The sequence below is a fragment of the Algoriphagus sp. AK58 genome (assembly GCF_014324365.1).
Taxonomy (GTDB): Bacteria; Bacteroidota; Bacteroidia; order Cytophagales; family Cyclobacteriaceae; genus Algoriphagus.
Map to the genome: position 1 here is coordinate 1 of NZ_QEIG01000019.1, position 18,473 is coordinate 18,473.

The 18,473-nt window shown below is 46.0% G+C and carries 13 protein-coding genes; 7 read left to right on the forward strand and 6 right to left on the reverse strand.

The window, feature by feature from the left end:
* Nucleotides 1–388: 388 nt before the first annotated feature.
* Both DDT91_RS16640 and DDT91_RS16645 read right to left on the reverse strand, forming a co-directional pair.
* Nucleotides 389–601: a hypothetical protein gene (locus tag DDT91_RS16640; protein ID WP_187177324.1), complete on the reverse strand. Its 213-nt coding sequence runs from the start codon at nucleotides 599–601 to the stop codon at nucleotides 389–391.
* Between the two features lie 308 nt (nucleotides 602–909).
* A complete protein-coding gene (locus DDT91_RS16645) occupies nucleotides 910–1,842 on the reverse strand; it encodes an aldo/keto reductase (protein WP_187177325.1) in 933 nt (310 codons plus the stop codon).
* A 115-nt stretch (nucleotides 1,843–1,957) separates the two neighbouring features.
* Between DDT91_RS16645 and DDT91_RS16650 the strand changes: the two genes are divergently transcribed.
* The 3 genes from DDT91_RS16650 (at nucleotide 1,958) to DDT91_RS16660 (ending at nucleotide 4,330) form a co-directional block, all read left to right on the forward strand.
* Nucleotides 1,958–2,716, forward strand: a complete 759-nt coding sequence (locus tag DDT91_RS16650) for an START domain-containing protein (protein ID WP_187177326.1) — start codon at nucleotides 1,958–1,960, stop codon at nucleotides 2,714–2,716.
* Between the two features lie 250 nt (nucleotides 2,717–2,966).
* The gene (greB, locus tag DDT91_RS16655; protein WP_187177327.1) at nucleotides 2,967–3,440 is read left to right on the forward strand and encodes a transcription elongation factor GreB; all 474 of its coding nucleotides are present in this window, start codon (nucleotides 2,967–2,969) and stop codon (nucleotides 3,438–3,440) included.
* 248 nt (nucleotides 3,441–3,688) lie between these two features.
* A complete protein-coding gene (locus DDT91_RS16660) occupies nucleotides 3,689–4,330 on the forward strand; it encodes a class I SAM-dependent methyltransferase (RefSeq protein ID WP_187177328.1) in 642 nt (213 codons plus the stop codon).
* 36 nt (nucleotides 4,331–4,366) lie between these two features.
* On the opposite strand, the gene DDT91_RS16665 is transcribed toward DDT91_RS16660, so the two are convergent.
* From DDT91_RS16665 to DDT91_RS16680, 4 genes are all read right to left on the reverse strand, one after another.
* A complete protein-coding gene (locus DDT91_RS16665; RefSeq protein ID WP_255502162.1) occupies nucleotides 4,367–5,170 on the reverse strand; it encodes a metallophosphoesterase in 804 nt (267 codons plus the stop codon).
* Nucleotides 5,171–5,334: 164 nt separating this feature from the next.
* Entirely contained in the window at nucleotides 5,335–6,540 is a 1,206-nt protein-coding gene (locus DDT91_RS16670) for a hypothetical protein (protein ID WP_187177329.1), read from the reverse strand.
* 330 nt (nucleotides 6,541–6,870) lie between these two features.
* On the reverse strand, nucleotides 6,871–10,548 hold the full coding sequence (gene purL, locus DDT91_RS16675; protein ID WP_187177330.1) for a phosphoribosylformylglycinamidine synthase: 3,678 nt from the start codon (nucleotides 10,546–10,548) through the stop codon (nucleotides 6,871–6,873).
* A gap of 188 nt (nucleotides 10,549–10,736) precedes the next feature.
* Nucleotides 10,737–11,534, reverse strand: coding sequence for an alpha/beta fold hydrolase (locus tag DDT91_RS16680; RefSeq protein WP_187177331.1), 798 nt, complete (start codon nucleotides 11,532–11,534; stop codon nucleotides 10,737–10,739).
* A gap of 223 nt (nucleotides 11,535–11,757) precedes the next feature.
* Between DDT91_RS16680 and DDT91_RS16685 the strand changes: the two genes are divergently transcribed.
* From DDT91_RS16685 to DDT91_RS16700, 4 genes are all read left to right on the forward strand, one after another.
* On the forward strand, nucleotides 11,758–12,366 hold the full coding sequence (locus DDT91_RS16685) for a TetR/AcrR family transcriptional regulator (RefSeq protein WP_187177332.1): 609 nt from the start codon (nucleotides 11,758–11,760) through the stop codon (nucleotides 12,364–12,366).
* 87 nt (nucleotides 12,367–12,453) lie between these two features.
* Nucleotides 12,454–13,812: a TolC family protein gene (locus DDT91_RS16690; RefSeq protein WP_187177333.1), complete on the forward strand. Its 1,359-nt coding sequence runs from the start codon at nucleotides 12,454–12,456 to the stop codon at nucleotides 13,810–13,812.
* Nucleotides 13,813–13,846: 34 nt separating this feature from the next.
* The gene (locus DDT91_RS16695; protein WP_187177334.1) at nucleotides 13,847–14,977 is read left to right on the forward strand and encodes an efflux RND transporter periplasmic adaptor subunit; all 1,131 of its coding nucleotides are present in this window, start codon (nucleotides 13,847–13,849) and stop codon (nucleotides 14,975–14,977) included.
* 3 nt (nucleotides 14,978–14,980) lie between these two features.
* Nucleotides 14,981–18,385 carry an efflux RND transporter permease subunit gene (locus tag DDT91_RS16700; protein ID WP_187177335.1) on the forward strand — a complete coding sequence of 1,135 codons (3,405 nt, stop codon included), beginning with the start codon at nucleotides 14,981–14,983 and terminating at the stop codon, nucleotides 18,383–18,385.
* Nucleotides 18,386–18,473: the final 88 nt, after the last annotated feature.

The window sequence follows — 18,473 nt, forward strand, 5'->3', positions numbered from 1 at the left end:
TCCGAAATCAGCACCATTCATTCTTGACGGGATATCGTGTCCCTCTTGCTGGCATCGAATTCTGGAATCCCATTGAGATCCTACGCCAGCGCTTTTTATGGTTGTCACTTTTTGACCTAGGCTTGCACCCTGGGCTATTCAAGGTTGGACTCCTTCAGAGTCCGGTTTATTGGATTTCAACTCATCAAACATGGGTCTTCCGTCTCCGGTCATCGGTCATAGGTCTTCTTTTTAAATCCGAAATCCCAAATCCGAAATCAGCACCATTCATTCTTGACGAGATATCGTGTCCCTCTTGCTGGCATCGAATTCTGGAATCCCATTGAGATCCTACGCCAGCGCTTTTTATGGTTGTCACTTTTTGTCCCAAGATTGCACATTGGGCTATTCAAGGTTGGACTCCTTCTGAGTCCAGTTTATTGGATATCAAGTCATCATACATGGGGCTTCCGTCTCCGGTCATTGGTCTTCTTTTTAAATCCGAAATCCCAAATCCGAAATCAGCACCATTCATTCTTGACGGGATATCGTGTCCCTCTTGCTGGCATCGAATTCTGGAATCCCATTGAGATCCTACGCCAGCGCTTTTTATGGTTGTCACTTTTTGTCCCAAGATTGCACATTGGGCTATTCAAGGTTGGACTCCTTCTGAGTCGGTTTTGATCTTGAACCAAAAAAAGCCTTGGCTTTTTTCCTCTGTTGCCTTGAAAAGGGTTGAAATGGCATCCAGTTTTGAAGTTGAGTAAGATGTCAATTTTATCTTTTCTCAAATCCTTTGTGAAACTTTGCGGTTAAAAGAATTCCGTCTTTCCTCATCTGTTATCCCACTTCCGTCTTCGGTCTCCGGTCTTCCGTCTTTCATCATTGGTCATCCCACACCTGTGGTGAGCGGAGTCGAACCATCGGACTTTAAATATTATTTTCCTCCTTCCCCTCAAACCACATCCTGTTTTTGACGGGTTCGACGAGGGTGAGGATCTTGTCCAAGAGCTCATCAGGAATTTCTAGTTTGACTGCCTCGAGGTTTTGCTGCACTACGTTTACTTCGCACATGCCCACAATGGTGGTAGCGATCATGGGATGATCCATGGCAAATCGCAGCGCCACCTGACTCAGCGACAATCCATAGCTTTTGCAAAGCTCCAACAGAATCGGTTGCATGGCCTTGACCTCGGCCGGTGAGCGATGCCAAGGAGGAAGGGAAGCGTCCGACAGGATGCGCTGCATCAGCGGGGCAGCATTCATCAGGCCGAAACCCATTTCCTGGGAAAGAGGCACAAGTTCCTCGTTGATCTCGTCCTCAAGCAGGTTGTAATGCGCCCAGGAAAGCACGGTGTCAGGATTGGTCTCACGGGCGATTTGGGCTAAATAGCGGACAGGAAGTCCCGTAATGCCCCAAAACCGCGCCTTTCCGGATTGAACCACTTCCTGAATCGCCGGTACGGCCTCCTCGAGGATGATTCGTTTGTCCACAAACTCGATGTCGTGAAGTTGAAATAGGTCTAGGTAGTCGGTTTTCAGCCGAGTTAGGGATTCGTCGATGCTTTGGAGGATTCTTTTTCGGGAAAAGTCAAAGTCCTGCAAATCGTACCGACCGCATTTGCTGGCCAAAACAATGTCTTTCCGCTTTCCTTCCAGGGCTTTTCCGAGCCGGCTTTCTGCCAAAGTCAGTCCATAAAAAGGAGACACATCGAAGAAATTGACCCCGTGATCGAGTGCGAGGTGAACGGCCGAGATGGCTTCCTTTTCATCCACAGGGTCAAAGACATTGCCCATAGGAGAGGCACCAAAACCAAGAATGGATACGTCGAGACCGGTTTTGCCTAAAGTGCGGTACTGCATAGGATTGAAAGAATAAGATTCCTTTTCCAAGATAGGGGAATTTTTAAATGAAGGAATCCTGTGGAAGGGATGGATTCCGAAAAAGGAAAATAACATCGATTGGGAGGCGCTGCTCTTGAGTGTTCTGGGGTACCTGAATCCCGATGGATCAGGCGGAATACTTTTTGAAAATTTGGATCAAGGGACCATTGTTTTTTTTGAGGCTGTGCTGTTTTTTCTTTCTATTTTGGGGATTGGAATACCGCTTGAAACTACCTCTACTGTGGGATATACGTCTAAAATCGCGTTTTTAACCTTTTTTGCTTGGATAGTTGTCACTCAACAAAGGGATTGTGTCCTTCGAAAATCCGCTGATGGAATCGAGGTCTACACCTGTAAGATGGAAGACTCCAAGATCAATTCCATTCAATCCAGCTTTACGGTTTCTGCCTCCTTGTCAGCGCTTTCGGAGGCATTGTTCGATTTGAATAACTTTCACAAGTGGCAGTATAAAATTGTCAACACCGAGATGCTGAAGAGGATTTCGAAAAACGAGTTTATCTACCGGGCCGAATTGGAAACCCCTTGGCCTGTTTCCAACCGGGATTTGATTCTTCATGTGAAGATGTCACCGACTTCAACTCCTCAGGAGTATCACTTCTCGGCTATTGGGAAGCCTGATTTTATCCCTCCCCGAGAGGGCTTTGTGCGCGTTCCGTTGAGTGAAGCCCATTGGTACATCAAGGTGGTGGACGCAAACAAGATCCAAATCAAGCACAGCATTTTGATTGACCCGGGAGGTTCTATCCCGGCTTGGTTGATGAATCTTTCGCTCGCGGAAGGGCCTTATGAGACCTTTAAAAATCTGCGAGCGTATTTGGGTTCAGCGAACTAAGGATTTTCACCGCAAAGGGCACTAAGGTAATTAGAAGGGTCCAAAGTGGGATAATGGAAAAGTATTGTTACATGTCTATGCAACCTTATGACTGCCTACAAGGAAGCAGAAGCAAACCCAGGGGATGTCAGATAGGAAGACTTTGATCTAAATGGAAATAGGGAAGAGTTGTAATCTTGAATGTCGAACATCGAACTTTGAACATCGAATGTCGAATCTCAAATGATGTCTAAAAACCTGAAGTGCTAACATGAAAACACTGTGGATTACTCCCGAAGGGTTGGAAAAGTTGAAGGCCGAATTGGACCACCTGTGGCGAGTCGAGCGTCCGGAGACCACGCAAAAAGTAGCTTGGGCGGCGAGCTTGGGGGATCGCTCAGAAAATGCAGATTACACCTACAATAAAAAACGCCTTCGCGAAATCGACCGACGGGTCCATTACCTGCGAAAAATGCTGGATAATTTGAAGGTCATTCCCTATACCCCTTACCAGGAAGGGAAAGTGATGTTTGGCGCTTGGGTGGAGATCGAAAATGCCAAAAAGCAAAAGATCCGCTTCCGGATTGTAGGCGGAGAGGAGATTTTTGAGCGAAGGGATTACATCTCCATTGATTCACCCATGGCCCAAGCTCTGCTCAAAAAGGAAGTGGGTGATGAGGCAATAGTCCAAACGCCTACCATGCAGATGACGTGGCGAATCACCAAAATTGAGTATGAGAAATAAGGCGCGACCTTGGTGAACAGGAAGTAAAAAGGCGATTGTAAATTCCCAAGAAAGAAAATCGGAGTTTCAAAATCCTCTAAATCTGAGAGGAAAGACCCCCTGTGCTAAAGTAGGAGATTTTTTAGAGAAGGGGGCTGCCAGTAAAAAAAAAGTATCTGAAGGTCAGCTAGGTAGCTGATTACCGTCATCTCTTTTTTCAGGAATTCATTCGTAATTGGGATCTGTGCAAAACTTCAACTTAACGCATTATGACACAGACCACTGCACCCTTTGACCTGCATACCGATGAGTATGAGGCTTGGTTTGAAAATTATCCCGATGTCTTTCAATCGGAAGTGGAAGCCATACGCTCCCAAATGCAAGAACTGCCCGAAAATCTTCAGGGCATAGAGGTGGGGTTGGGGACAGGGCGGTTTGCTCTGGAGCTCGGCATCAAAGAGGGGATCGAGCCTTCGGAAAACATGCGAAACCTAGCCTTGGAGAGGGGGATTGAAGTAATGGATGCCTGGGCAGAAAATCTCCCCTACAAAGATCTTCATTTCGACTTTGTTCTATTTGTGACCATCTGCTACCTTGAGGATGTTCCCCGGGCGATGAAGGAAGCATATCGGGTTCTCAAATCCGGTGGTTCTGTAATCGTAGCCTTTATTGATAAAAATGGTATCGTGGGTAAGCAGTATGAAGCCAAGCGAAGCCGAAGTACGTTTTACCGACAGGCTCATTTTTATGGAGTGGAAGAGGTGCTGGCAATCCTGAAAAATGCTGGATTTAAGCTGCCCGTCATCACCCAAACCATCTTCGGAGATTTGGATCAGATCAAGGAAGTTCAAATTGCCCGCCCCGGATACGGAGAAGGCTCTTTTGTGGTCATCCGTGCCAAGAAGGAATAGGGGCTGAGCAAAAATTTATCCTCGTTCAGGGGTAATCTAAAGGTTGTGACCGTTTAGAATCATTCCTTCTTTGACGGTCTTGAGGTAGGTGATGGCTTTCCCGTCTTCTCCTACCTCACATACCCGGTAGGATGGAAATGGATTACCCCAGCTTCCCCCAAAATGCCCTGACCAAAGGAAGGGTTTTTTCTTATAAATCATTTGCCCGTCCACATCGTGGTCATGTCCGTGGAAAGTAGCCTTGACATTCGGATAGGAAGTCACCAGATCCAGAAATGGCTTGCAGTCCACTCCGTGCCGGGTCCAGTCGTTTTGGGAAATATGTACGAAGACAAAGACCTGGGGTAGCTTCGCGTATTCGTCTAGGATCGTTTTGGTGAATTCCAGATCGGCGCAGAGGTATTCTCCTTTTTCATTGGAGCAGTCCAACAGAAGGATACCTGAGTCTTTGGCGATGAAGGAGAAGTTGGTGGGTTGGTGCATGACCTCCTGAAAAACCGCTTCACTAACCCGGTCGTGGTTGCCCCGAGTGGCATACCAAGGCATTTGCAACTGTTCGTAAACATTCATCACCTGAGGTAGAAACTTGGGTTCGTCGTGGATAAGGTCTCCGTTGAACACGACAAAGTCCACGTCTTTTTCTCGGTGTATGGCTTCTATTAGGTTTCGATGCGAGGTTTCAAAGTCCGTGTTGGGTTGACCCCAATGTCCGTCGGAAGCAGTGATGAATTTCAGTCGGGTGGCTTTTGGGAACTCCATTTTCCCATAGGAAATAAAAGGCATGGTCATGAGGGAAGTGCCAAGAAGGCCAAGTTTATGTAGAAATGGACGTCGGTTCATCCTGTTAAATTAGGATTTTAGGATAAAAAATCGAGGATTTCCCTGATGAATAAAATTGCCTGATGCCATACAGGCCTTTGTTCAACTTCATTTCAGACATTCAGGAATAGAAAATCCCTTTCTGCTGTCGCAAAAAGGGAATGGAATTCCATTAAAACCTCAAATCAATTTCTTTCAATGTACATCACCGCGGAGTCCTCAATGTATCGGGCGGGATTAAAGGAGGAATTAAACTTGTTTTTCAAAGAGTTGAGGGGATTGTTTAGGCTGTTGATTTTGGAGGTAAATTCTGCCGGGAATTTGGTGGCATCCGAATACATCGTGATGAGCTGTTGGTATTGCTCGATATTGGCCATCATTCTCATGGTCAGTTGGCCAAAGCGAAGCCTCAGAGATTGCACCTTGTACATGTAGGTTTCGACCTGTCCCAACCATTTCCCTTTGCTGGAAGGATTTTTGTCCAACCCGGAAAGCTTGTCTGAGATGATTTTGCGGCATTCATTTTTGAATGCTTCCCTATCGCTGTCAAGTGTTGCTCTTAGGTATCGGCTTTGGTAGCGATCCATGCTGATACCGTAGTAGCTCATTTGCTCCTGAAGCAACTCGGTATTTTCCTTTTGTAGTTGCTCCAGTTCCTTATTGATCAGAGTCCATTCGTGGTCGATAATGGATTTTTGTTGTTCAAACTGGCTGGTCACATTGAGCAAAAGCAGCATTTGGGGAGTTTTATCGTAAAGATCTTTTTCTCTTTTACCCATGGTCATCATGATGTTGTTGATGCCGGAAATTGCCGTATTGACCATAGTTCCATAGAGGGGCACGGCTGCGGAAGCCGAGCTGATCAGGTTGATCGAGGTGTTGAGTACATTGACCAAAGGATCTTCCTGGCCTTGCTTTTTGTACCACTTGTCATATTCAGACTTCCAAGAGGTAAACCCATTGTATTGTTGGATCTTTCCGATGTTTCCCAGTTGAGTGAAGAACGTCTGAGACGTCAAAAACAGATCTACAGGCTGTATGTCCCGCTGGATGCTTAACAGTTCGGTAAATGCCAGCTGTCCATTCAGATTGATTTTGGTTTTTGGGGTTTCTTCCAAGATTCTCAGCCGATCATCCAAGGCGAGTTGGAGGGTTTCCAAGTCCTTGATTTTCTCCTTATCGGTGGCAGTTTTGGAGTCGGTAGCAGCCAACTTTTCGGTCAGTTTACTGATCAGTTCCTCATTCGTTTTCAGTTTGTCGTTAAGTTCCTTGAGTTGGGCATCCCGCTCGTTTTTAATCTGCTCATTGATGGTGTTTTCCTGGGTTTGGGCTAAAGTGTGGACGGAAAGACCAAGGCTCAACAGAAGAAATACAGGAATCCTGAAGTTCATAGGGAAGGAGGATTTTGTTTTTAATGTAAGATGAAAATTACAGTCCGATTCCTCCTCTAATTCTGTACCAGTTCAAAAAGTTTAAATCCTGAGATAGAATTAAATGAAAAATCCCTTCCGGCTTTCAACCAGAAGGGATCCATAAATCTCAAATATGATTGTCCGCAATTATGCCAGTTGCCTTATTTTCTTTGTAAAGCTGGTTGGAAGACCGAAGACCGAAAACCGAAGCTTCCGGATTCTGATCCTTTTAGCGGTCAATTAGCCGTATTTTTGTTGATACTGGTAAGAAAGCGGATATACATAATCTCAAATTTCAAATAAGAAATCTCAAATCTTGTTTTCAACCCACTTTCTCGCATTCACAAACGCCTCCAGCCAAGGAGTGAAGTCGTCGTTTCGTTCACTAGGGTAATGGGCCCAGTTCCACGGCTTTAGGCTTCGCTCGATGTGTGGCATGATAGCCAGGTGACGCCCGTCCACGGAAGCAATACCCGCTGTCGCAAAGTCAGAGCCGTTGGGATTTCCTGGGTAGGCGGCGTAGCTGTACTTCATGGCGAAGTGGTAGGCGTTTTCACCTTTTGGAAGGTAGAATTTGCCTTCTCCGTGCGCTACCCATACGCCCAATCGCTGTCCGCTGAGGCTGCCGAGCATCACGGAATTGTTTTCCGGCACAGTCACATTCACAAAGCAGGACTCAAACTTATGACTTGCATTATGCAGCATTTTTGGTTTTTGATCGTGGTCAGGAGTCACGAGACCGAGCTCGATCATCAGCTGGCAACCGTTGCACACTCCGAGTGATAGGGTATCCGGTCTTGCATAGAAGTTGTCGAGCGCCTGCTTAGCTTTCGGGTTGTATAGGAAGGCACCCGCCCATCCTTTGGCCGAACCCAAGACGTCGGAGTTGGAGAAGCCACCCACAAAGACGATCATCTGCACATCGCTGAGGTCTTCTCTACCGGAGATCAGGTCGGTCATGTGCACGTCCTTCACCTCAAATCCCGCCAGCCACAGCGCATAGGCCATTTCACGGTCACCATTCACCCCTTTTTCACGGATGATGGCTGCCTTGGCTTTACCTTTGGTCGTTCTGAAAGGATCTACGCCAAGGGTTTCAAATTTACCTTTCCATCCGGGAGCAAAGTCATAGCTCAGGGCCTGTTTTTTATAATTGTCAAATCGGTCTTTGGCGAGCTTTTCTCCACTTTGCTTTCGGTCCAGGAGGTAAGAGGACTTAAACCATAAGTCTCTCAACTCGGCAACGTCCAAGCTCTGAGATTCCAGATTTACTTTTCCATCCAGGGTCACTTCCGCTAATTCTACAAAGTCGATTTCTGCCTTGGAAAGCAGATCTTCCACTACGTGATCATTGGTAACCTGAATGAGGATCCCCGGATTCTCTGCAAAAAGTGCCTTCACCAGGTCAGATTCGCCCAAACGGGATTCTTTCACAGCAAGCCCAACATTCTGGCTTGGGAAGCACATTTCCAGCAAAGCCGTGATGATGCCACCGGAAGAAATATCGTGACCTGACAAGATCATACCGCTTCCAATCAGAAGTTGAACAGTCTCAAAAGCTCTTTTGAAATAATCAGAATCGGCTACGGTTGGGGTTTCTTTTCCGACCTTATTAAGGATCTGATATAATGATGAACCCGCCAGTTTTGCGGAATCCTGGGAGAAATCAAGGTATAATACTTTGGTTCCTGCCTTTGGGAGAAGTGCGGCTTTGACCGTTTTGGTAATGTCAGCGCATTCGCCCACCGTGGAGATAATCACTGTACCAGGAGAGTACACCACTTTTCCGTCAGGGTATTTCTGAGTCATGGATAGGGAATCCTTTCCGGTAGGAATATTTACTCCCAGCTCAATGGCAAAGTCCGAAACAGCTTTCACTGCGCGGTAAAGTCGGTCGTTTTCTCCTTTGTTTTTGGCAGGCCACATCCAGTTGGCAGAGAGGGAAACGCCTTTCAGTCCATCCTGAACCGGTGCAAACACCAAATTGGTCAATGCCTCTGCTATCGCTAATCGGCTGCCTGCCTCCGGATTGGCCAAGGCCGCTACCGGAGCATGTCCGATGGAGGTAGCGATGCCTTTGTTTCCGGTAAAGTCCAGGGCCATCACGGCCACGTCATTCAATGGAAGTTGGATTTCGCCCACGGTCTGCTGAGTAGCTACTCTTCCGGTTACGGAGCGGTCCACTTTGTTAGTCAACCAATCTTTACAGGCAACCGCCTCGAGCTGAAGGACTTCTTTGATGTATTCTGCCAGTTTTCCGGCTTGATAGTCAGCCTCGGCAAAAGTGGAACCCTGTCCGCTTTGATCTTCCAACACGGTCTTGGGTGAGGAACCAAACATATAGGCCAGGTCCCAATCTACCGGTTTTTCCCCAGTCTTTTGATTTTCAAAGGTGAAGTGCATGTCTCCCGTCGTCTCGCCCACCACGTAGAAGGGCGCACGCTCACGCTCGGAGAGTTGCTTGAGGGTATCGATATTTTCTTTTCCAACCACCAATCCCATACGCTCCTGAGATTCATTTCCGATGATTTCTTTGGCAGAAAGGGTTGGGTCACCTACCGGAAGTTGGTCGATGTGGATGGTGCCACCGGTACTTTCCACGAGTTCCGAAAGACAGTTCAAATGTCCTCCTGCTCCGTGGTCATGGATGGAGATGATCGGGTTGTTTTCGCTTTCGGCCATGGCGCGGATCACGTTGGACACGCGCTTTTGCATTTCCGGATTGGAGCGCTGGATGGCGTTGAGCTCGATGGCGTTGGAGAGTTCTCCGGTATTCAATGAAGAAACTGCTGAACCGCCCATCCCGATGCGGTAGTTGTCACCACCCATGATCACGATCTGGTCGCCGGCCTTGGGTTCGCCTTTTTTGGTGTAGTTGGCATTGGTAAAGCCTATACCCCCTGCGAGCATGATTACCTTGTCGAAACCGTATTGCTTGTCGCCTTCTTCGTGCTCAAAGGTCAAAACGGAACCTGCGATCAGCGGCTGTCCAAACTTGTTTCCGAAGTCAGAAGCACCATTCGAAGCCTTGATCAGGATGTCCATCGGGGTTTGATACAGCCAAGGACGCTCGGCTAGATTTTTTTCCCAGCTTCTTCCTTTTTCAGATCGGGAGTAGGAGGTCATGTATACCGCTGTACCTGCTAATGGTATGGATGCGGTACCTCCCGCCAAGCGGTCTCGTATTTCTCCTCCCGAACCTGTCGCCGCACCGTTGAAGGGCTCGACTGTAGTCGGGAAGTTATGGGTTTCCGCCTTCAGGGAAATGACGGTGTCGATTTCTCTTGGCTCAAAAAAATCAGCCTGATGCTGTGTTTTTGGCGCGAACTGCTGCACTCTTGGGCCTTGGATAAAGGCCACGTTGTCTTTGTATGCGGAAGCAATCCGGTTGGGATTGCGTTTGGATGTTTCTTTGATCAGTTGAAAAAGTGTCAGGGGCTTTTCTTCTCCATCGATGACAAAAGAGCCGTTGAAGATTTTGTGACGGCAATGTTCGGAGTTGACTTGGGAGAAGCCGAAAACTTCAGAATCGGTGAGGGGACGGCCCAATTGTTTGGAGACATTTTCCAAGTAATCCACTTCCTCTTGGCTCAAAGCTAGTCCTTCGGACTTGTTGTAAGAAGCAATGTCGGTGATGGCTTTGATCGGTTCGGGCTGGAGGTGGATGTCGTAGATTTCCTGATCGAGTCCGTCGTATGCTTTCTGGAGCATGGGGTCGATTTGGTCTCCTTCGCTCATCGGGAAAAACTCCTCGATGCGCTGAATGCCTTGGATCCCCATGTTGACCGTGATTTCTACGGCGTTGGTGGACCAGGGGGTGATCATTTCTTTTCTCGGTCCGGAATATTTTCCGGGTACTTTTTCACCTGAGATCAGTTGGGCTTCGCCAAAAAGCCAGGTGAGTTTTGAGATGTCTTCAGTGCTGAGCGGGTGGGGAACTTGAACTCCGTAGATGAGTTTCTGAGGGGATTCAAAGAAGAAAATCATGTCCTTGGGCTGGTAAGTTGCAAAGGTAAGGATTTGAGTGGGAGATTGGAAAATTGGTGGATTGAAAGATTTCAAAATTGAATTGACCTTTCCCCCGTTTGGATATAAAAAATGGTTCCTTCAGGACCGATAGCCGTAGGATTGATCAGAGAAGTATGGCTGGATCAGGGAAAGCAGAAGGGGTTGCACTATCCATTGGTTCGAAGGTGCTCGGCGGCGGCTTCGATCAAGCCTCCATGGCCTATGGGTAGGATGATTTTGCGTAGATGAGGGATTTTGGAGCTGAAGCGTTCGAGATTTTCTGCGCTGACCATTTTGTCAAATTCACCTATGAACAAGGTCATTGGAATGGATTTGCTTCTAGATTGCCGAATGATTTTTCCCAGTTGAAGCTGGATGTTTCCGAAAACCTTCCAGATAAAATAGGCTTGGGCCCTTTTGGATCGGGTTTCCATCTGGGTTTTGACAAATTTCACCAGACTTTTTTCTACCAATCCTGCGGAATTGAGCCCTTCTACCAGGCCGAAAAATCGCTGGGGTTTAAATACCACCCGCTTAAACAGAACATGGAGATAGTTTGGATAGCTGCTCATGCTATACCAAAGTCCTGTTTTTATTCCGTCAGGAGCCAATAGGGTCAGGCTTTTAACCGAGGCGGGTAATAATTCATAAGTCAGTAAGGCGAATTTCCCACCCATGCTGTAGCCGATGAGGTGAAAATCCTGAAATCCTTCCTGTTGTTGAAGTTTGTGGATGAGTTCTTTCCAAATCTGCCGGTCCAAAGGTTTTTCTGAATGGGTCCATTGGCTATGTCCGTGATAAAACATGTCGAAGAAAAGAAAAGTCTGTCCGGGTTTTCTGATCTGATCGAACGGCAGCATGTCATGGTACGTCTGACCAAATCCATGGAAGACCAGAAAATACTCCTGCCCCTTTCCTGATTTTTGGTAGGCCCATTTACCATGGGCGTGTTGGACGTAATTCATTCAAGAAAATTTTGTATTGAATTTAAGGATTTGGAGATAAATGTTGAATCCAGGTTTTGCTATTTCGGAATAAAATTCCTAGAAAGGCACGTGGTGATTAATTTTGTTCGAAAATGAACATTTTATTAATCATTTTTTAGAATAATATTTTTCAAAAAAACTGAGGAAACTTTGAACCAAATGAAAGTTTCCATAGTTTTGCTTCCAAATTCGGAAAGAAGAATTGGAGACACGAGAGAGAATTTTACAGATAGCCACTGAGCAGTTTGCGCGATTTGGCGTCCGTGCGATCACGATGGAAGACATTGCCAGGCAAGCTGGGATTTCGAAAAAGACGATTTATCAAGAGTATGCTGATAAGCGGGATCTCGTCAAAGCGGTGTTTTCCCAGATTTTGGAGGAAGACAGAAAGCGGCTTGCCTTTATTTTGGAAAGAGAAGACGGGGTGATTGAGCATTTGGTACAGACTTCCAAAATGATGCGGGAAAGACTTTCTTCGATCAACCCTATGGTGATCATGGAAGTGCAGAAGTATTTCCCTGAAGCTTGGAAGATGTTTGAAGATTTTAAGGAATGTACCATTCAGACTGACTTGGTAAACGTTCTTGAAAAAGGAAAGGAGTTGGGGTATTTCAGGCCTGAGATCGATTCCCAGATTCTGGCCAAGGTCAGGTTGAACCAAATTACCTCTGCATTCGATCCGGCAAACTTCACAAAGTCTGACTACAACTTTGTGGAAGAGCAGTTGGTTTTGATGGATCATTTTCTTCACGGGATTTTCACAGAAAAAGGAAGACAGGCCTACCAATCCCAAAAAGAATTACTGAGTTAAGAAAAATTTCATTTAATCCAATCCGGTATGAAGCCATCAATTGGTCATGCAAGATTCCATGTAGCCTTTAAAAAAAAATTTAAACACATGAAAAAATACCTTTTAGGTGCTTTTATTCTAGGGTTCAGTTTTTCGATGACAGAAGCCCAGCAGGTGGCTCAACTCACGCTCAATGAGGCGATTTTGTATGCGATCGAAAACAATGTTAACACCAAAAATGCCCGTCTTGAAACGCTGATTTCAAAAGCTACCGTAAAAGAAACAACTGCTTTGGGTCTGCCCCAGATCAACGGTTCGTTCAATTTGGACTACAACCCTCAGATTCCGGTTGTTTTTCTTCCCAATCAGCCTCCATTTGGAGATCCCAGCAATCCGAGTGATGTGATTCCTGCTCGGTTTGGAGTGAGTTACTCCTCAGGAGTGGGGATTACCATGACCCAGATGATTTTCGACGGATCTTTCTTTGTGGGTTTGAGAGCAGCGAAGACCCTGACCCAACTTACTGATCTGGACCTGGTAAAAGCTGAAAATGATGTCATCGAGAACGTTAAAAAAGCCTATTTCGGGGTTTTGGTCAACCAGGAAAGAATCCGTCTTGCCCAAGCCAACTTGGCTCGTATTGATTCGTTGCTTAAGGAAACCAAAGCCTTGAATGAAGCCGGATTTGCGGAGAAAATCGACGTGTCCCGAATTCTGGTGCAGCGAAACAATACCTACACACAAACACAGCGCAGCCAAACAGCCTGGGAAATCAGCAAGGAAATCCTCAAGCTGCAAATGGGGATGCCAATGGATGTGGAGATTGTGATCACAGAGACACTCAAGGAACTTAATCCGAGAAAAGATCTTGCCAGGTTGTTAGTGGAAGAAGGACAAAGCCGGATTGAATTAGACCAGCTGAATACCCAAATCGAGTTGCAGCAGCTAGACCTCAAGTACAACACCAGCCAGTATATGCCCACCATTGATTTTAATGGAAATACGCTGAGAAGAGGTGCGGGAAATGAATTGAACACGGTCTATGACAGCCGAAATTGGTTTGGTAGCTCACTGATCGGGGTAAGTATGAACATCCCGATTTTTGACGGCTTATCCAAAAGCGCTAGAATTCAGAAAAACAGAATTACCATCAATCAGCTGGAAAATCAGCGGTTATTCTTAAACCAAAGCTTCAAAAACGAACTGTTTACCGCCAAAGCCAATCTGACCAATGACCTCAATATCCTAGATGTCCAGATGGAAAATCTCAAGCTGGCACAGGAAGTCTTCGACATCGCCCGTATCAAATACCAGGAAGGTGTCGGGTCAAATCTTGAAGTGGTGGATGCAGATGCCGCATTGATCGAAGCCGAAATCAACTACCTGGCAGCCCTCTATGACGGTCTGATTTCCAAAGTAAATCTTGAAAAAGCCCTTGGCCTGTTGAAGGCCGATTTGACTAACTAAACCAACATTTTCAAAAAATCTCATCTCAACCGATATGAAACTAGTATTCAAATTTTTACCCATTCTTGCGCTCTCGATTGTAGCAAGCTCTTGTGCAAAAGAAGGTGTAGAAGCCAAAAAAGCAGAGCTGGAGGCCATGAAAAAGCAGCTTTCAGAATTGTCCTCCCAGATCAAAAATTTGGAGGCAGAAATTGCCAAGGAGGATCCTGAATTTGCTGCAGCCAACAAGAAATCCCTGCTTATCACTACCGCCTCGGCCAAAAAGGGTGAATTTACCCACTACGTGGAAGTGACCGGCTCGGTACTTTCCAAGAAAAACGTAAGCATCAGTGCAGAGACAGCAGGTAGAATCCTGGATGTGCCTGCCATTGAAGGAATGCGTGTGAGCAAAGGTCAGGTTTTGGCCACGATTGATGCGGAAGTCATTCAGCGCAACATCGAGGAGATGGAAAATAATCTTTCCCTTGCGATTACTGTATTTGAAAAGCAAGAGAGACTTTGGAAACAAAAAATCGGTACCGAAATCCAATACCTGGAAGCCAAGAATCGAAAAGAAGGACTGGAAAAAAGTTTGGCATCCATGAAAACCCAACTTTCCAAGGCTGTAGTCCGGGCGCCTTTCAATGGAACCGTAGAGACTGTGCGGGTTCGATTGGGTGAATTGGTGCAGCCCGGTACTCCCATGTTTCAGTTTGTAGGTGAAAGCGACTTATTCATTGAGGCAGATATTTCCGAGAGCTACATCGGTGTACTTTCCAAAGGGGACTCTGTGGAAGTTTCTTTCCCTTCCATCAATAAGACCATGAAAACGAAGGTTTCGGCAATCGGATCGATTATCAATCCCAACAACAGGACCTTCAAAGTAGAAGTATTCCTTCCGAATCTTCCTGAAGTGAAGCCAAACATGATTTCCGTTCTGAAGATTCAGGATTATAAAAACAAGGAAAGTGTGACTGTGCCTGCTCACCTGATTTTGGCCGATAACAGAGGGGATTACCTCTTTACGGTTGAAAATGGAGTGGCCAAAAAGAAATATGTGAAGCGCGGATACACGTTTGGAGACGAGACCGAAATCCTGGAGGGACTTAATGGTACAGAAACTCTGGTTGACAAAGGATTCCGCGAAGTAGGGGATAATTTCAGTGTGAACATTTCACAGCTTTAAACCATGACAGATTTTCAAAAATCTAAAACCATCCGTGAATTTGGGTTGTCCAGCTTTAGCGTGGACAATTCCACCTCGGTGGTGATTTTGACACTTATTATTACGGTGTTGGGTCTGGGTGCTTATCGAACCATGCCCAAAGAAAGCTTTCCGGAAATCGTCATTCCGACGGTTTACGTGGGTACTCCCTATCCCGGTAACTCACCGGTAGATATGGAAAATCTGATCACCCGTCCTATTGAGAAGGAACTCAAAGGCCTCAATAATGTGAAAGACATCAAGTCTACGTCGGTGCAGGACTTTTCTTCCATCGTGATCGAGTTTACACCCGGCGTGGAGATTTCCAAAGCGATACAGGATGTAAAGGATGCCGTAGATAAAGCCAAAAGTGAATTGCCATCTGATCTGGATCAGGAGCCTAATGTTTTGGAAGTCAATACTTCAGACTTCCCGATCATGAACGTCAATATTTCGGGGCCCTATTCCGAGCAGGAACTGAAGAAGTTTGGGGAATACCTTGAGGATGCGATTGAGAAGCTTCCTGAGATTTCAAAGGCAGATTTGGCCGGCACTGTAGAAAGAGAGATTCAGATCAATGTGGATCCTTACAAAATGGAGGCTGTCGGAGTGAGTTTCGGAGATATTTCCGGAGCTATCCAGGCTGAAAACCTGACCATTTCCGGGGGTAGCATCAAAGGAGGTGATTTTGAGAGAACCTTGCGAGTGGATGGGGAATTTTCAAATCCCATGGACCTCTTGGACGTCATCATCAAGACCGATCAACAAAAGATCGTTTACCTCAGAGACGTAGCCCAAATCAAGGATACCTTTAAGGACAGAACTTCCTATGCCAGAAGCAAGAATCTTCCTGTGGTAACCATCAACGTGACCAAGAGAAGCGGTGAAAACTTGCTTGACGCAGCGGATAAGATCAAAACCATCATTGATAATAGCAAGGCTAACCGTTTCCCAAGCAATTTGGAGATCACCATTACCAATGACCAAAGTAAGCAGACCCGAACTCAGGTAGCAGACTTGGAAAACTCCATCATCTTTGGGATTATCCTGGTTGTATTGGTATTGATGTTTTTCATGGGTTTCCGAAACGCCCTATTCGTGGGCTCGGCGATCCCCTTGTCTATGTTTATTTCCTTCCTGATTCTCAATGCTTTCGGGATCACCCTCAATCTGATGGTGTTGTTCTCTTTGATCTTGGCTTTGGGGATGTTGGTTGACAATGGAATTGTGGTCGTGGAAAATATCTACCGACTCATGCAGGAAGGCAAGCCAGCCATTCAAGCTGCAAAAGAGGGCGTGGGTGAAGTAGCTTGGCCGATCATCACGTCTACAGCTACCACTTTGGCGGCATTCCTTCCCCTGGCTTTCTGGCAGGATGTGGTGGGAGAATTTATGAAATACCTCCCTATCACGTTAATCATCGTGCTTTCCTCTTCCTTATTTGTGGCTTTGGTGATCAACCCAGTGATGACGGCCATGTATATGAAAATCGATGACATGACTCAGGAAAAGCCAAAGCAACGATTTATGATCATTGCAGGAATTTTCCTGGTCATAGCAACCATCTTTTACCTGGTGGGCTGGACCGCTCTAGGATCCCTTTCTTTAGTGGCATCCGTGTTGACACTATTTAATGTGTTCTTGCTTAGAAAAGCCATCAAGTGGTTTCAATTGGTCTTTTTGGTGAAATTGGAGAATGCCTATGAATCCACCTTGACCTATGCCTTGAAAGGAAAAAAACCGTATCTGATTTTCGGAGGCACCTTTCTTCTACTCATCTTCTCCATCGTATTATTGGGCATCAGGGCTCCCAAAGTACTCTTCTTCCCCGACAATCAGCCACAATTGGTGAATGTTTATGTGGAGTTTCCTATCGGTACCAGTATCGAAGCGACCAATACTTTTGTAGACGGTATGGAAGATGAAATGATGCAGGCATTGGAACCTTACGGTGGTATCATCGAATCTGTAATTACCCAAGTGGGTCAAGGTACCAGTGATCCTACCGAGGGACCTAGTACACAGGCTACACCACACAAGGCCAAAATCACCATCGGCTTTGTGGATTACATGTTCCGTCAGGGTATCAATACCAACGATGCCATGGAGGCTATCCGTGATTTGGTAGTCAAGTATCCCGGTGTGTTGATCACGGTCAATAAGCAAAGAAATGGACCTCCTGTAGGTAATCCGGTGAATATTGAGTTTGTGGGTGAAAACTATGAGCAACTCATCAGTTTTGTGGAGGATGCCAAGCTTTACTTGGAGTCTAACAATATCCAAGGCTTAGAAGAGTTGAAGACGGACCTTTCTCTGGGAAGTCCTGAAGTAGTGGTGAATATTGATCGGGAGAAGGCGAGGAGATTTGGACTTTCTACCTCTTCGATTGCTACTGAACTGAGAACTTCTCTCTTTGGACTGGAAGTATCCAAATACAAAGAAGGTGAGGACGATTATCCTATTCAGCTAAGATTGGATGAGGCTTCTCGATACGATATCAATACCCTGGTCAATAAGAAGATAGGCTTCAGAGATAAGTTTGGAGATAAGCGTGAAGTGCCCATCTCAGCTGTTGCCGATATCAAATACGGATCTACTTATGGATCGGTGAAGAGAAAGGATTTGGAAAAAGCCGTAACCCTGTTTTCCAATGTTTTGGATGGGTATAACGCCACTGAAATCAACACTCAGATCAAGGATTTGATGGCTAACTACGAAGTGCCTGAGGGGATTACCGTAAAATATACCGGTGAACAGGAAGAGCAGGCTAAATCACAGGCCTTCCTCTTGAGAGCCTTGGGAATCGCAGTGTCTCTGATCTTCCTGATCATTGTGGCCCAGTTCAACTCCGTGATCAGTCCGTTTATTATTATGACCTCAGTATTGTTCAGTACCATAGGGGTATTCTTGGGCTTGGTCATTTTCAACATGGACTTTGTGGTGATCATGACAGGTATCGGGATCATTTCCTTGGCAGGGGTAGTAGTAAACAATGCCATTGTATTGATTGACTATACCGATTTGGTGAGAGCCAGAAAGCGGGAGGAAAAAGGAATTAAAGCGGGAGAGTTTCTGGAATACAATGACCTGCTTGGAAGTATTATCGAATCAGGCAAAACCCGTCTTCGTCCTGTTTTGCTTACGGCGATCACCACTGTGTTGGGATTGATACCACTAGCCATTGGGATGAACATTAATTTCAGCACACTCCTTAGCGATTTTGATCCTCAGTTTTATGTAGGTGGGGATAATGCAGCATTCTGGGGTCCTATGGCATGGACTGTAATATTTGGGCTAACCTTTGCCACGCTCATTACGTTAGTGATCGTACCAGTCATGTATTTGCTGGCGGATAAGCTCGCCATGAGAATTCGAAAGATCAAAGCATGATTGATTAAGGTTGGTGGTTTTTTTTGAAAAAACCTCCGGAGCGTTGCTTCGGGGGTTTTTGCTTTTTTGGGTGGATTACAAACTTCCA

Bases quoted from the DNA above. Each gene is read 5' to 3' on its own strand.
- DDT91_RS16665 (WP_255502162.1), bottom strand. From the start codon at position 5,170: ATGAACCGACGTCCATTTCTACATAAACTTGGCCTTCTTGGCACTTCC.
- greB (WP_187177327.1), top strand. From the start codon at position 2,967: ATGAAAACACTGTGGATTACTCCCGAAGGGTTGGAAAAGTTGAAGGCC.
- purL (WP_187177330.1), bottom strand. From the start codon at position 10,548: ATGATTTTCTTCTTTGAATCCCCTCAGAAACTCATCTACGGAGTTCAA.
- DDT91_RS16670 (WP_187177329.1), bottom strand. From the start codon at position 6,540: ATGAACTTCAGGATTCCTGTATTTCTTCTGTTGAGCCTTGGTCTTTCC.
- DDT91_RS16645 (WP_187177325.1), bottom strand. From the start codon at position 1,842: ATGCAGTACCGCACTTTAGGCAAAACCGGTCTCGACGTATCCATTCTT.
- DDT91_RS16680 (WP_187177331.1), bottom strand. From the start codon at position 11,534: ATGAATTACGTCCAACACGCCCATGGTAAATGGGCCTACCAAAAATCA.
- DDT91_RS16700 (WP_187177335.1), top strand. From the start codon at position 14,981: ATGACAGATTTTCAAAAATCTAAAACCATCCGTGAATTTGGGTTGTCC.
- DDT91_RS16695 (WP_187177334.1), top strand. From the start codon at position 13,847: ATGAAACTAGTATTCAAATTTTTACCCATTCTTGCGCTCTCGATTGTA.
- DDT91_RS16660 (WP_187177328.1), top strand. From the start codon at position 3,689: ATGACACAGACCACTGCACCCTTTGACCTGCATACCGATGAGTATGAG.
- DDT91_RS16690 (WP_187177333.1), top strand. From the start codon at position 12,454: ATGAAAAAATACCTTTTAGGTGCTTTTATTCTAGGGTTCAGTTTTTCG.